This window comes from Paracoccus sp. KKT209, from assembly GCF_055635455.1.
Window position 1 is genome coordinate 1,810,128 of sequence record NZ_CM145758.1, and the last position, 14,788, is coordinate 1,824,915.

At 66.8% G+C, this 14,788-nt stretch carries 13 protein-coding genes; 9 read left to right on the forward strand and 4 right to left on the reverse strand.

Annotation, left to right across the window (positions count from 1 at the left end; translation table 11 throughout):
* Positions 1-54: 54 nt before the first annotated feature.
* The 3 genes from ACZ2G3_RS09075 to ACZ2G3_RS09085 are packed head-to-tail and all read right to left on the reverse strand — an operon-like array spanning position 55 to position 4,173.
* Positions 55-2,220 (reverse strand): RNA degradosome polyphosphate kinase, encoded by a 2,166-nt coding sequence (locus tag ACZ2G3_RS09075; protein ID WP_470399097.1) that lies wholly within the window; start codon positions 2,218-2,220, stop codon positions 55-57.
* 28 nt (positions 2,221-2,248) lie between these two features.
* A complete protein-coding gene (locus ACZ2G3_RS09080) occupies positions 2,249-2,953 on the reverse strand; it encodes a P-loop NTPase family protein (RefSeq protein WP_419268203.1) in 705 nt (234 codons plus the stop codon).
* Positions 2,954-2,964: 11 nt separating this feature from the next.
* A complete protein-coding gene (locus tag ACZ2G3_RS09085; protein WP_419268202.1) occupies positions 2,965-4,173 on the reverse strand; it encodes an AI-2E family transporter in 1,209 nt (402 codons plus the stop codon).
* Between the two features lie 127 nt (positions 4,174-4,300).
* Between ACZ2G3_RS09085 and proS the strand changes: the two genes are divergently transcribed.
* The 7 genes from proS to ACZ2G3_RS09120 all read left to right on the forward strand — a co-directional run bounded on the left by proS (position 4,301) and on the right by ACZ2G3_RS09120 (position 11,536).
* A complete protein-coding gene (proS, locus tag ACZ2G3_RS09090) occupies positions 4,301-5,662 on the forward strand; it encodes a proline--tRNA ligase (RefSeq protein WP_470395447.1) in 1,362 nt (453 codons plus the stop codon).
* Entirely contained in the window at positions 5,659-6,147 is a 489-nt protein-coding gene (locus ACZ2G3_RS09095) for a DUF2937 family protein (RefSeq protein WP_470395449.1), read from the forward strand. Before proS ends, ACZ2G3_RS09095 begins: the two co-directional genes overlap by 4 nt.
* Before the next feature lie 118 nt (positions 6,148-6,265).
* Complete coding sequence (locus ACZ2G3_RS09100) at positions 6,266-7,450, forward strand: ABC transporter substrate-binding protein (RefSeq protein ID WP_470395451.1); 1,185 nt, start codon at positions 6,266-6,268, stop codon at positions 7,448-7,450.
* A 115-nt stretch (positions 7,451-7,565) separates the two neighbouring features.
* Positions 7,566-8,348 carry an ABC transporter ATP-binding protein gene (locus tag ACZ2G3_RS09105; protein WP_470395453.1) on the forward strand — a complete coding sequence of 261 codons (783 nt, stop codon included), beginning with the start codon at positions 7,566-7,568 and terminating at the stop codon, positions 8,346-8,348.
* The gene (locus ACZ2G3_RS09110; RefSeq protein ID WP_470395455.1) at positions 8,345-9,178 is read left to right on the forward strand and encodes an ABC transporter ATP-binding protein; all 834 of its coding nucleotides are present in this window, start codon (positions 8,345-8,347) and stop codon (positions 9,176-9,178) included. Before ACZ2G3_RS09105 ends, ACZ2G3_RS09110 begins: the two co-directional genes overlap by 4 nt.
* A gap of 3 nt (positions 9,179-9,181) precedes the next feature.
* Positions 9,182-10,189 (forward strand): branched-chain amino acid ABC transporter permease, encoded by a 1,008-nt coding sequence (locus ACZ2G3_RS09115; protein WP_470395456.1) that lies wholly within the window; start codon positions 9,182-9,184, stop codon positions 10,187-10,189.
* Positions 10,190-10,201: 12 nt separating this feature from the next.
* Complete coding sequence (locus ACZ2G3_RS09120; RefSeq protein WP_470395458.1) at positions 10,202-11,536, forward strand: branched-chain amino acid ABC transporter permease; 1,335 nt, start codon at positions 10,202-10,204, stop codon at positions 11,534-11,536.
* A gap of 87 nt (positions 11,537-11,623) precedes the next feature.
* Here ACZ2G3_RS09120 and ACZ2G3_RS09125 read toward each other — a convergent pair whose 3' ends face one another.
* Positions 11,624-12,139 (reverse strand): CAP domain-containing protein, encoded by a 516-nt coding sequence (locus ACZ2G3_RS09125; protein WP_470395460.1) that lies wholly within the window; start codon positions 12,137-12,139, stop codon positions 11,624-11,626.
* A 131-nt stretch (positions 12,140-12,270) separates the two neighbouring features.
* Between ACZ2G3_RS09125 and guaA the strand changes: the two genes are divergently transcribed.
* Positions 12,271-13,830 (forward strand): glutamine-hydrolyzing GMP synthase, encoded by a 1,560-nt coding sequence (gene guaA / locus ACZ2G3_RS09130; RefSeq protein ID WP_470395462.1) that lies wholly within the window; start codon positions 12,271-12,273, stop codon positions 13,828-13,830.
* Positions 13,831-13,977: 147 nt separating this feature from the next.
* Positions 13,978-14,766, forward strand: a complete 789-nt coding sequence (locus tag ACZ2G3_RS09135; RefSeq protein WP_470395463.1) for a GNAT family N-acetyltransferase — start codon at positions 13,978-13,980, stop codon at positions 14,764-14,766.
* Positions 14,767-14,788: the final 22 nt, after the last annotated feature.

Here is a 14,788-nt window from a genome sequence, read left to right on the forward strand (position 1 = left end):
CTTCACGCCCTTCACCATATTCTGTCCGCTTCCTGCCCCGCAGGGGGCAAAGCGTCAATCCGCCGAATGGGTCAGTGCCGGAACGTCTCGGGCGCCGGCCGTTCCCCGTCCGGAGAGTGACGGATTTTCCATGAAAAAGCGGTGACAGTTGAACAGGTCGTCACGGCCTTCCGGAAGATATCGCAGAAAGCGGCCATCGGGTTGCAACAGCCAGCTTTGGGCCTCGTCGGCCATGTTCGCCGCCATGACCTGATTGACGATCTGCGCCTTGACGGTTTCGTTGACGCATTCGACCAGCGTCTCGACCCGGCGGTTCAGGTTGCGGTCCATCCAGTCGGCCGAGCTGATGAACACCCGCGCCTTGGGCGAAGGCAGCCCGTGGCCGCTGCCAAAGCAGACGATCCGGGAATGCTCCAGATAACGGCCGACGATGGATTTCACGCGAATATTCTCGGACAAGCCTTTGACTCCGGGGCGAATTCCGCAGATCCCGCGGACGACCAGGCTGATCTTGACCCCCGCCGCGCTGGCCGTATAGAGCGCCTCGATCACGTCCTTTTCGATCAGGGCGTTCATCTTTGCCCAGATCGCGGCAGGCCGACCCTGTCGGGCATATTCGGCCTCGCGCCCGATCAGGTCGATCAGCCGCGACTTGAGGTCGATGGGAGAGATCGACAGGTTCTCCAGCCCGGCCGGTTGAACATATCCGGACAAGTAGTTGAAAACCTTGGTCGCATCCCGCCCAAGCGCCGGGTTGCAGGTGAACAGCGACAGGTCGGTGTAGATGCGTGCCGTGATCGGATGATAGTTGCCGGTGCCGTAATGGGTATAGGTCACCAGGCCGTCGCCCTCGCGCCGGACGATCGTGCTGATCTTGGCATGGGTCTTGTAGTTGACGAAGCCATAGACGACATGCGCACCCGCCCGCTCCAGCCGGCGGGACTGGCGGATGTTGGCGGCCTCGTCAAAGCGCGCCTTCAACTCCACCAGCGCGGTCACGGACTTGCCGGCCTCTGCCGCCTCGCAGAGCGCGTCGACGATGGGGCTGTCGCGGCTGGTGCGGTAAAGCGTCTGCTTGATCGCCAGCACGTCGGGATCGCGCGCCGCCTGCGCCAGAAAGCGCACCACCATGTCGAAGGTCTCGTAGGGATGGTGCAGCAGCATGTCCTTGTGCCGGATGGCCGCGAACATGTCGCCGCCGTGGTCCTGCACCCGCTCGGGGACGCGCGGGATGAAGGTGGGCCACATCAGGTCGCGGCGACTGTCCAGGACCAGTTCGGCAAGGTCCGCCATGCCCAGCAGGCCCTCAACCTCGACCACCTCGTCCGGGCTGACCTCCAGCTCCTCCATGATCAGGCGGCGCAGGCGCAGCGGCGATCCCGACGTGATCTTGAGGCGGATGACGCTGCCCCTCCGGCGGCGCTTCAGCGCGGTCTCGAATTCACGGACCAGGTCCTCGGCCTCTTCCTCGACCTCCAGGTCGCTGTCGCGAAGCACGCGAAAGCTGCAATGCCCGACATCGCGATAGCCCGGAAACAGGCTGGACAGATGCATCAGCAGCAGGTCTTCCAGCCGCAGAAAGCGCTCGCCCCCCGGCAGGGGCACAAAGCGCGGCAGCTGCGCAGGGATCGGCAGCAGCGCCTGCATCTGCCGGCCGTCGGTCTCGCGCGCCAGTTCCAGCGCCAGCGAAAAGCCGGTGTTGGGGATGAAGGGAAAGGGATGGGCGGGGTCGATGGCCAGCGGCGACAGGACCGGGAAGACCCGGCTCTCGAAATGATCGTGCAGGAATTCTTCCTCGGCCCGTGTCAGGCGCTGGCGGGACAGAATGACGATGCCCTCCTGCTCCATCTCGCGCCGCAGCGCGTTCCAGACGCCCTGCTGCGCCCCCATCAGGCGGCGGGCGTCGGCGTTGATCAGGGACAGCTGTTCCGCCGGGGTCAGCCCGTCATCCGAGGGCGTGGTGTTTCCCTCGCGCACCAGTTCGCGCAGGCCGGCCACGCGCACGGTGTAGAATTCGTCCAGGTTGGTCGCGCTGATCGACACGAAGCGCAGCCGTTCCAGCAGCGGCACCCGGGGATTGCGCGCCTCGTCCAGCACGCGCCAGTTGAAGGACAGCCAGCTGAGTTCGCGGTTGAAGAAACGGCCACCGCCGTCGGGCAGGCCCTCCGGCAGGTCCTTGGGTTCGGGAAAGGGAGAGCGGAGAAAATCGGCCTGTGTCATGGTGATCCGGTCTGCGGGGGTGGCCGGATCATGCGTCACGCTCGGTCAGCTTGTCCAGAAGCTCTGCGGCGATGCGGCGCGTCACGGGACCCTTCTGGGCCATGGCCGCATGGTCCATGGCCGTCACCAGCCGGCGCGCCAGCCCCAGGTCGCGATCGGTGTGCAGGACCAGCCAGTCGATCAGCCCGGCGGGCACGGACAGCTGGCGGTCCGCGAACAGCTTGACCAGCACGGCGGCCAGCAGCGCCTCGTCGGGCGGGCCCAGATGCACCTGCGGCATCGCGTCCATCCGGCTTCGCAGGTCCGGCAGCACCAGGCCCCAGTCCCGCGGCGGCGTCCGCGCCGTCAGCAGCAGCAGGCAGTCGCGCGGCGCGCAGAGGTTCCACAGGTGGAACAGCGCTTGTTCCGCCCCGGCCGCAAAGCCCGCGTGATCGGCATCCTCGACCACGACCGCCCCGCCCTCGGCCGCCAGCAGGTCGGCGGCATCGGGCCGCAGCGCCGCGGCCGAGATGCGGCGTGCGCCGTTCTCGGCCGCCCAGAAGGCCGCCAGATGGGTCTTGCCCGATCCCTCGGGTCCGACCAGCAGCATGCGCCCTTGCGGCCAGTCCTGCGGCCGGTCCAGCGCCGCCAGTGCCGCGTGGTTTGCCGGCGCGGGCAGGAAATCGGCCCGCGCATGGGCGGGCGGCGTCGTCAGGTCAAGCGTCAGCTGTCGCGAGAGGGGGAAACGGGTCACGCGGTCTCGCCCTAGTCGGTGTTGCGGCGCATCAGGTCTTCCTGCATCGTGTCGATCTCCTGCTGGCTGCGGACGCGATCGACCGCCAGCCGGGCTGCGCGCAGCCGGTCGGCCACGGTGCCGGTCGGGACCATCTCGACCAGGATCGGCTGCGCGGGTTCTTGGGGCACGGCCTGCCCGGTGTAAAGGGGACTGTCACGATAGCGCGCGATCATGAAGCGCGCCAGCACGCCAAGCGCCGCCGCCATCGGCACCGCCATGACTAGGCCCACAAAGCCGAACAAGGCACCGAAGACCGACAGCGCCAGCAGCAGCCAGACCGGGTGCAGCCCCACATGCCCGCCGACGATCTTGGGCTGAAGATAGTTGCCCTCGACGATCTGGCCGATGGCAAAGATCGCGACGACGGCACCGATCCAAAGCGGGTCCCCCCAGAAGCTGAAGAGCGACACGCCGATTGCCGTGGCCCCCCCGATCAGCACGCCCACATAAGGGATGAAGGACAGCACTGCCGCCATGATCCCGATGAAGAAGCCGAAGGGCAGCCCGACCAGCATCAGGCCAAAGGCATACCAGGTGCCCAGGATCAGGATCACCACCGCCTGCCCGCGCACGAAGCCCGACAGGGCGTCATCGATCTCGGAGGCCAGTTGGCGGACGGTCGGGGCATGTTCGCGCGGCAGGTGCCGGTCGACGGCGGACACCATATGGTCCCAGTCCAGAAGCAGGTAGAAGGCCACGACCGGCACGATCACCAGCAGCGCGATCACCCCGATCACGCCGCGGACCGAGCCCAGCACGGTTCCGGCCACGCGGCCGGCCTGTTCCCCGATCGTCGCCTGCATGTCCAGCAGCGTCTGCTCCAGCCCGGCGCCCTGGGGGATCACGTCGGGAAAGCGCGCGGTGACATAGGCGCGGCCCTGTTCGATCATCTGAGGCGCCGTCTCGATCAGGGCATAGGCCTGGCGGATCAGGACCGGCAGGACCAGCAGCACCAGCGCGACAAAGGCCAGCACGACGACGAAGGTGATGGCGACGACAGCCATGGTCCGCGACAGGCCCGCACGCTCCAGCCGGTCGGCCACCGGATCCAGCAGGTAGGCCACGCCCGCGCCCAGGATGAAGGGCAGCACCGCCTGCCCCAGAAGCCACAGCGTCAGCAGCAGCGCAAAGGCGCCGATGCCCCACCACATGACCTGCTTGCGAACGGGGATGCGCATCGTTTCGACCTTTGCTGTGAATGTCGCGAATGTGCCGCCGTGCCGCGGCGGTTGCAAGCGCGATGCTTGGCAAGCAGGGGCCGATCCGTTAACCCTGCGCCCGAACCGCTTTGAAGGACCTCCGACCATGCGTCTGTCGCGTTATTTCCTGCCCGTGCTGAAGGAAGACCCCAAGGAGGCGCAGATCGTCAGCCACCGGCTGATGCTGCGCGCCGGCATGATCAAGCAGCAGACGGCGGGCATCTATTCCTGGCTGCCCCTGGGCTTCAAGGTTCTCAAGCGCATCGAGCAGATCGTCCACGAGGAACAGCAGCGCGCTGGGCACATCCCGATGCTGATGCCGACCCTGCAGCCCGCCGACCTGTGGCGCGAATCCGGCCGCTATGACGACTATGGCGAGGAAATGCTGCGCGTGAAGGACCGCCACAAGCGCGACCTGCTGTACGGTCCCACGAACGAGGAGATGATCACCGACATTTTCCGCAGCCACGTGAACAGCTACAAGGACCTGCCGCTGACGCTGTATCACATCCAGTGGAAGTTCCGCGACGAGATCCGCCCGCGGTTCGGCGTGATGCGCGGGCGCGAGTTCCTGATGAAGGACGGCTATACCTTCGACCTGACCAAGGAAGATGCGCTGCACGCCTATAACCGCCACCTGGTCAGCTATCTGCGCAGCTACGAGCGCATGGGCCTGCAGGCGATCCCGATGCGGGCCGACGGCGGGCCGATCGGCGGCGATTACACCCACGAATTCCTGGTGCTGGCGGAAACCGGGGAATCCGAGGTGTTCTATGACAGCCAGATCACCGACCTGACCTTTGGCGACCGCGCCATCGACTATGACAGCGTCGAGGAATGCCAAGGCGTGCTGGAGGAATTCACCAGCCGCTATGCCCGCACCGACGAGACCCACGACCAGGCGCTGTTCGACCAGATCCCCGAAGAGCGTCGCCGCACCGCCCGCGGCATCGAGGTCGGCCAGATCTTCTATTTCGGCACCAAGTATTCGGAACCGATGGGCGCCACGGTCGTGGGACCCGACGGCGCGCGCGTGCCGGTCCACATGGGCAGCCACGGCATCGGCGTCAGCCGCCTGCTGGGCGCGATCATCGAGGCCAACCACGACGAGCGCGGCATCATCTGGCCCGAGGGCGTGACCCCCTTCCATGTCGGCATCGTCAACCTGAAGCAGGGCGACAATTCGACCGACAGCGCCTGCGAGGCGATCTATGCCGAGCTGCAGGCGCGCGGGCTGGACCCGCTCTATGACGACCGCGATGAACGGGCGGGCGCCAAGTTCGCCTCGATGGACCTGGTCGGCCTGCCCTGGCGGATCACGGTCGGCCCGCGCGGCCTGGCCAACAACAAGGTCGAGCTGACCAACCGCCGCACCGGCACCAGCGAGGAGATCTCGCCCAAGGACGCCATCGCGCGCCTGCAGCAGATCTATCAGCCGGTGCTGGGCCTGTCGGTTCAGGACAGATGATCGGGCTGCTGCGACTGGTGGTGGCGGCGATCCTTGCCGCCGTCCTGTCGCAGTTCCCGGCCTTCAGCGACCAGTATGTGCAGCGCCTCGGCGGGCAGGTCGACGCGCTGTCGCGGGTCGCGGAGGAATTCGACGCCAGCGCCACCCGCGCCGGGCTGACCCGGACCGAGGCGCTGGCGGATCTGTCCGGCAGCGCCTTCCGCGACGCCCATCAGCAGGACATGCGCCACGCCTTCCGCAGGCTGGACCGGGCACGGTCCGACCTCCAGATGCTGCGCCTGGCAGGACCGCTGGAACGGATGCTGCTGCCGCACCGCCTTCGCGACACCGAGACGCTGCGCGCCACCTGGGGCGATTTCAGCCCCGCCCTGCCCCTGACCCGTGCCGGGCTGATTGCCGCGGCCCTGGGCTTCCTGATCGGCTGGCTGGTGATGACCCTGGGTGGACGCCTGGTGCGTCGTGACGAAAGGCTTGGGTGGCGTTAGGTCAACTTGGACAATCTATCCTTAAGACCATGCAAATCGTCGCGACATCACACTTTCTTTTTCATTTTTGCGCTTCTAACCTGCCTTCCAGGACAACGTTCCAACTGGGAGACATCGAATGAGAAAGCTTCTTCTTGCGACCGCCGCCGGCGCATTGATCGCCGGTGCCGCAGGCGCTGAAGATATCAAGCTGGGCATCTCGCTCGGCTTCACCGGCCCGCTGGAATCCTTGGCACCCGCGATGCAGCAGGGCGCCGAAATGGCCATGAAGGAAGTCAGCGAGTCCGGCCTGCTGCTGGACGGCACGACCGTCACGCCGGTGACCGGCGACTCCACCTGCATCGATGCCGCGGCGGCCACCGCCACCGTGGAACGCCTGATCGCCTCCGAAGGCGTCAAGGGCATCATTGGTGGCATGTGCTCGGGCGAGACGATCGCCTCGCTGGAAAACGTCGCCAAGACCAACGGCATCGTGATGATCTCGCCCTCGGCGACCTCGCCGGCGCTCTCGACGATCGAGGATGACGGGCTGTTCTTCCGCACCTCGCCCTCGGACGCGCGCCAAGGTGAAGTGATGGCCGACATCCTCATGGAACGCGGCGTCGAGACCGTGGCCGTCACCTATACCAACAACGACTACGGCAAGGGGCTGGCCGACAGCTTCCAGGCCGCCTACGAGGCCAAGGGCGGCACCGTCACCGTCAACAGCGCCCATGACGACGGCAAGGCCGACTATTCGGCCGAGGTTGCGGCCCTTGCGGCGGCCGGCGGCGATGCGCTGGTCGTGGCGGGCTATGTGGACCAAGGCGGTTCGGGCGTGGTGCGCGCGGCGCTGGACACCGGCGCCTTCGAGACCTTCGTCTTCCCGGACGGCATGGTCGGCACCGCGCTGGAGACCAACTTCGGCACCGAGATCGACGGCAGCTTTGGCCAGAACCCGGCCGCCGAGGGCGAGGGCCGCGACAAGTACCTGTCGATGGCGGAAGAGGCGGGCTTTGACGGCTCGGGCGCCTTCTCGGCCGAGGCCTATGATGCGGCCGCGCTGATCATGCTGGCCATGGCGAAGGCCGGCAGCACCGATCCCGCCGCCTACAAGGGCAGCATCATGGATGTCGCCAATGAGCCGGGCGAAAAGATCCTGCCGGGCGACCTGGCCAAGGCGCTGGAGATCATTAACGGCGGCGGCGACGTCGACTATGTCGGCGCCACGGCGGTCGAGATGGTGGGTGCCGGTGAATCGGCAGGCTCCTACCGCGAGATCCAGTTCACCGATGGCAAGATCGAGGTCGTCGGCTATCGCTGATCACAGCTGAGGCGATACGGCCCGGCACCTTCTGGGTGCCGGGCCATTTTGCAATGATAATAGCCGCTTGACGGCACATCTTCACCCCGAATGTGAAGACAGGGAAGTAGAAAGCATGATCAAGGTCGAGGACCTTCACAGACATTTCGGCGGGTTCCGTGCCGTCGGCGGCGCCAGCCTGACGATCGAGACCGGATCGATTACCGGGCTGATCGGCCCGAACGGCGCGGGCAAGTCGACGCTGTTCAACGTCATCGCGGGCGTCCTGCCACCCACTTCGGGGCGCGTGCTGATGGATGGCGAGGACATTACTGGCCTGCCCCCGCACGCGCTGTTTCACAAGGGGTTGCTGCGGACCTTCCAGCTGGCGCATGAATTCGCCAGCATGACCGTGCGCGAGAACCTGATGATGGTCCCCGGCGCGCAGGCGGGCGAGACGATCTGGAAGACCTGGTTCCAGCGCGGTCGGATCGAGCGCGAGGAGGCCGAGCTGCGACGCAAGGCGGACGAGGTCCTTGATTTCCTGACCATCCGCCACCTGACCCACGAGAAGGCCGGCAACCTGTCGGGCGGACAGAAGAAGCTGCTGGAGCTGGGGCGCACGATGATGGTCGACGCCAAGGTCGTCTTCCTAGACGAGGTCGGCGCCGGCGTGAACCGCACCCTGCTGATGACCATTGCCGACGCGATCATCCGCCTGAACAAGGAACGCGGCTATACCTTCTGCGTGATCGAGCATGACATGGACTTTATCGGCAAGCTCTGCGACCCGGTGATCGTCATGGCCGAGGGCAAGGTCCTGGCCAAGGGCAGCGCTCAGGACATCATGAAGAACGAGGCGGTGATCGAGGCCTATCTGGGCACCGGCCTGAAAAACAAGGACATGGTGGGCGCATGAGCGATCAAAACGCGACCTTCGGCAACCGCGGCAACCGCGACGCGTCGGTGGTCAACACCAAGGGCATGGGCACCATCGACGGCACCCGCAGATCCGGCCCCGTGGGCGCGGGGCGCGCAGGCGATCCCTTCCTGATCGGCGAGAACATGACCGGCGGCTATGGCAAGGGTGCCGACATCCTGCATGATTGCACCATCGCGGTCGAACAGGGCCAGATCGCCGTGATCGTCGGCCCGAACGGCGCCGGCAAGTCGACCGCGATGAAGGCGATCTTCGGCATGCTGAACCTGCGCCAGGGCAGCGTGCGCCTGAATGGCCAGGACATCACGGCGCTGAACCCGCAGGACCGGGTCAAGGCGGGCATGGGCTTCGTGCCGCAGGTGAACAACATCTTCCCGTCCATGACGGTCGAGGAAAACCTGGAGATGGGCGCCTATATCCGCCGCGACGACATCAAGGCCACGATGGAGCAGGTCTATGACCTCTTTCCCGCCGTCGCCGAAAAGCGGCGTCAGGCCGCGGGCGAATTGTCGGGCGGTCAGCGCCAGCAGGTGGCCGTCGGGCGGGCGCTGATGACGCAGCCGCAGGTCCTGATGCTGGACGAACCCACCGCGGGCGTCAGCCCCATCGTCATGGATGAACTGTTCGACCGCATCATCGCCATCGCGCGCGGCGGGTTGCCGGTCCTGATGGTGGAACAGAACGCCCGCCAGGCGATGATGATTGCCGACAAGGCCTATGTGCTGGTGCAGGGCGCGAATGCCCATACCGGCACCGGCCGCGAATTGATGCAGAACGACGAGGTGCGCCGCACCTTCCTGGGGGGCTGAGCCGTGGATTTCCTGAATGCCCTCGTGGTCTTTCTGAACTTCGTCTTCATTCCGGCGGCCGCCTATGGCGCGCAGCTGGCGCTTGGCGCGCTTGGCGTCACGCTGATCTACGGCATCCTGCGGTTCTCGAACTTCGCGCATGGCGACACCATGGCCTTTGGCACGGCAACCGTGATCCTGCTGACCTGGGGTCTGCAGGGCATCGGCATCACGGCCGGGCCGCTGCCCACCGCGCTGATCGCCCTGCCGATCGGCATTGCGCTGACCGCGCTGCTGGTGCTGGGCACCGACCGCGCGGTCTACAAGTTCTATCGCCGGCAGAAGGCCGCGCCGATCATCCTGGTCATGGCCTCGGTCGGCGTCATGTTCGTCATGAACGGCCTGACGCGCCTGCTGATCGGGGTGGACGAATACCGGTTTGACGACGGAGCGCGGTTCATCATGGACGTGCGCACCTTCCGCGAGATAACCGGCCTGCCCGAAGGGCTGGCCCTGCGCAGCACGCAGGCGCTGACGCTGGTCGTGGCCATCCTGGTGGTTGCTGCACTGTTCTGGTTCCTGAACCGGACCAAGTCCGGCAAGGCGATGCGCGCCTATTCCGACAACGAGGACCTGGCCCTTCTATCGGGGATCGACCCCGAACGCGTGGTGCGCCTGACCTGGATCATCGCGGCGGGCTTGGCGACCATCGCGGGGACGCTTTACGGCCTCGACAAATCCTTCAAGGCCTTCAACTATTTTCAGATCCTGCTACCGATCTTTGCGGCGGCCATCGTGGGGGGCCTGGGCAACCCGGTCGGCGCCATCGCGGGCGGGTTCCTGGTGGCGTTCTCCGAGGTCGCCGTCACCTACCCTTGGGTCAAGGTCGTGGGCTACCTGGCCCCCTGGTACGAGCCGGGCGGGCTGATGCAGCTGCTGGGCACGGAATACAAGTTCGCGGTCAGCTTCGTCATTCTGATCGTCGTGCTGCTTTTCAGGCCCACCGGCCTGTTCCGCGGCAAATCGGTGTAAGGGGGAACCATCATGGCAACCAACCGTCAGGCCGCAACCTCCTCCAGCCCGTGGCGCGCACCGATCCTGTTCGCGGTGCTGGCCGCGCTGTTCGTGCTGGAAGGCACCGTCCGCAACAGCATGTTCTCGGGCAGCTGGAACACCTCGCTGGCGATCCTGAACATGGGGCTGATCTCGGCGATCACCGCGCTTGGGGTGAACATGCAATGGGGCTATGCGGGCCTCTTCAACGTGGGGGTCGTGGGCTTTCTGGCCATGGGCGCGCTTGCCCCGGTCCTGATCTCGCTGCCGCCGGTCGAGGGTGCGTGGCAGGCAGGCGTACCCCGGCTGCTGCTGGCCCTGGTGGTCGGCTTGGGGACGCTGGCCATGGCCAAGCTGGCTTGGACGCGCACCCGCAGCGGCATCGTCGTCACGGTCGTCTTGGTCGCGGGCTTCGTGGCCTATCGTTGGCTGTTCGATCCGGCCGTGACCGCGATCGAGGCCAACAACCCGGCCCGCAACGGCAATATCGGCGGCCTTGGCATGCCGGTCCTGTTCTCCTGGTTGGTCGGCGGGCTTTTTGCGGCCGCCGCGGCCTGGGCGGTCGGCAAGGTGGCGCTTGGCCTGCGCTCGGACTACCTGGCGATCGCGACCCTGGGCATCGGCGAGATCATCGTCGCCATCATGAAGAACGAGGACTGGCTGGCGCGCGGCGTCAAGAACATCACCTCGATCCCGCGCCCCGTCGCGCAGGAGGTCGAGCTGCAGCGCAACGCGGATTTCGTCGATTTCGCGGCGGGCTGGGGCTTTCCGGCGGCCGAGGCGTCGGGCATCTGGGTCAAGCTCAGCTATATGTCGCTGTTCCTGGTGGTGCTGCTGGTCATCATCCTGCTGGCGGAACTGGCGTTGAAATCGCCCTGGGGCCGCATGATGCGCGCCATCCGCGACAATGAGACCGCGGCCGAGGCGATGGGCAAGGACGTCACCCGCCGCCACCTACAGGTCTTCATCCTGGGATCGGCGGTCATCGGCATCGCGGGCGCGATGATGGTCACGCTGGACGGGCTTCTGGCGCCCACCAGCTACAACCCGCTGCGCTATACCTTCCTGATCTGGGTCATGGTCATCGTGGGCGGGTCCGGCAACAACTGGGGCGCGGTGCTGGGATCGGTGACGATCTGGTTCCTGTGGATCAAGGCCGAGGTCTGGGGCCCTGCCCTGATCGCCCTGCTGACCGGCCCGCTGCCCGACAGCGCCTTCAAGGCGCATCTGCTGGACAGCGCCCCGCACATGCGCTTCATCGCCATGGGCCTGGTGCTGCTGCTGGTGCTGCGCTTTGCCCCGCGCGGGCTGTTGCCCGAGAAATAAGGCAATACGATCGTCGAACAGCGAAAGGCCCGCAGGATCAACCGGCGGGCCTTTTTCATGTCGGTGATCCGGGTCGCCCCGGATGCCTTACTGGCAGTTGTTGCCCAGGACGGTGCTGTGCCACAGGCGCCCATCGGCCCCGCGGGCCACGCCGCTGCCGATCTGGTAGCTCAGCTGGCCCAGGACCTGCTCCCGCTGCGGGCCGGGCACCAGCCAAGCCGAGACCGTGCCTTCCGGCGTGCCGCCCGCCCCGACCAGCTGCACGACGCCGCAGGTCGGATATTCCACCGCGCGCGCCCGATCCACGACGTTCGATCCGTTCGACCCCGCGACGCTGGCGCGTCCCATGCGGGCCATGTCGCAGGCATGGGACTGGGCGATCTGGTCCAGCGGCGCCACAGTCTCCAGCAGGGTCTTGCCTTCGGCCGAGCGCGCGGCGTTCACGGCGCTGCTGAGCCGTGCCGACAGGGTGGCATCGCCGCTGCACTGGGCGGCCAGCGCCTGTTCCGCCGGGGGCTGCGCATCCTGCGCGGGCGGCAGGGGAACGGTATCGCAGGCCGCAAGAAAAAGGGCGCAGGCAAACGGAACGCTGGATCTGAACACGGGGACACCTCTGGGGACTGGCGCGGATGCGCGCGGACGTTGCGGGCCAACGCCCGCCACGGGCGCAGGTTCCGCCTGCGCCCTGTTGCGAAACTCTTGCAAGGCCATGAAACCGCGCTTAAAGCGCATCCATGACCCAGCACCAGCGCCTTTTGATCATCGACTTCGGCAGCCAGGTGACGCAGCTGATCGCGCGTCGCCTGCGAGAGCTGAACGTTTATTGCGAAATCCACCCGTTCAACACGGTGACCGACAAGGTCCTGCACGAGATGGCGCCAAAGGCGATCATCCTGTCGGGCAGCCCCGCCAGCGTCACCCAGGACGGCAGCCCGCGCGCCCCGCAGGCGGTGTTCGAGCTGGGGGTGCCGGTCTTTGGCATCTGCTATGGCCAGCAGGTCATGATGGAGCAGCTGGGCGGCAAGGTCGAGGCCGGCCACCACGCCGAATACGGCCGGGCCTTCATCGCGCCGGCGCCGGGGCACAAGGGCGACGGGATCTTCTCGGGACTGTTCGGAACAGGCCGCGAGGAAGTCTGGATGAGCCATGGCGACCGCGTCACGGTCCTGGCCCCGGGCTTCGAGGTCATCGGCACCTCGCCCAACGCGCCTATGGCGATGATCGCGGACGAGACGCGCCACTTCTATGCCGTGCAGTTCCACCCGGAGGTGCATCATACCCCGAACGGCCGCATCATGCTGGAGAACTTCGTCCGGATGGCGGGCTTTACCGGCGACTGGACCATGGCCTCCTACAAGGACGAGGCGATTCGCAAGATCCGCGAGCAGGTGGGCGACCGCAAGGTCATCTGCGGTCTGTCGGGTGGCGTGGACAGCAGCGTGGCGGCAGTGCTGATCCACGAGGCGATCGGCGACCAGCTGACCTGCGTCTTCGTCGATCACGGGCTTCTGCGGCTGAACGAGGCCGAGGAAGTCGTGAAGATGTTCCGCGACAACTACAACATCCCGCTGATCCATGCGGATGAGACCGAGCTGTTCCTGGGTTCGCTGGAAGGGGTCAGCGACCCCGAGGTCAAGCGCAAGACCATCGGCCGGCTGTTCATCGACGTCTTCCAGCGCTATGCCGGAGAGATCGAGGGCGCCGAGTTCCTGGCGCAGGGCACCCTCTATCCCGACGTGATCGAAAGCGTCAGCTTCAGCGGCGGGCCTTCGGTCACGATCAAGAGCCACCACAATGTCGGCGGCCTGCCCGAGAAGATGGGCCTGAAGCTGGTCGAACCGCTGCGCGAGCTGTTCAAGGACGAGGTCCGCGAACTGGGTCGCGAACTGGGCCTGCCAGAGAGCTTCATCGGCCGCCACCCTTTCCCCGGCCCGGGTCTCGCGATCCGCTGCCCCGGAGAGATCACCCGCGAAAAGCTGGAGATCCTGCGCAAGGCGGATGCGGTCTTCATCGACCAGATCCGCCGGCACGGCCTTTATGACGAGATCTGGCAGGCTTTCGTCGCGATCCTGCCCGTGCGCACCGTGGGCGTGATGGGCGACGGGCGCACCTATGATTTCGCCTGCGCGCTGCGCGCCGTCACCTCGGTCGATGGCATGACGGCGGATTTCTATCCCTTCACCCACGAATTCCTGGGCGAAACGGCGACCCGGATCATCAACGAGGTCAAGGGCATCAACCGCTGCACCTATGACATCACCTCCAAGCCCCCGGGCACGATCGAGTGGGAATAAGGCGGCCCAGGCCCGCCCCGCGCCAAGGCGATGCGCGGCGGGATCCGCGCGTCCCGACCCTCACGGCACGCGTGTCCGGGCATCGCGCCGCTTGACCTGCCGCCCCTGCCCGATGATCTTCTGCCACACCCATCGGAAGGATGCGCCATGAGCTGTAGCTGCTGCGGAACCCACGCACCTACCCCGACCGACACCAGCGGCACCGCCGTCACCCTGTCCCGGCCGCTGGTCACGGTCGAGGGGCGGCTGACCTGCGCGGACATGGGCCAGATGCTGATGGCGCTGGACCTGCTGCCGCGCCATGTCGAACTCAGCCGGGCCGAGCCGGGCTGCCTGCGGTTCGACATCGCGCAGGGGGACGACCCGCTGGTCTGGACGCTGGACGAGGTCTTTGCCGACGAGGACGCCTTTGCGGCGCATCAGGCGCGCAACGCGGACAGCCAGTGGGGCCGCGACAGCCAAGGCATCTCTCGCGATCTGCACTGCCACGCCCTGCACCCGCTGATCCGGCCGGAACTGCCGTCCGACCATAAGTGGCTGGACCGTCTTCTGACCGCAGCCTTCGGCCATGCCGAGGAGGCGCAACTGCTGGCCGACCTGCGCGCCGACGGCGATCTGGCGGTGTCGCTGGTGGCGCATGTGCGCGGCCTGCCGGTGGGGCACGCCGCGCTGGCGCCGCTGCTGGACGACCGGCCCGGCTTTTCGCTGGCGTCGCTTGCGGTGCATCCGGCGCTGCAGGGCCGCGGCCTGGGTCAGGCGCTGCTGGCAGCGGTCCTGGCCGAGGCGGGTGAACACCCCGTGGTGGTGCGCGGCGACGCGGCCTTCTGTGCGCGCGCCGGGTTCCAGCCGCTGGCGGCACGGACCCGGCTGATGGTCCGGGGCGACCTGCCGGGCGGCGGACCGGTCATTCAGGCGCCGGCCTTCGCGCGCCTCTGACCGGACCTTGCGCCGGGCGGCC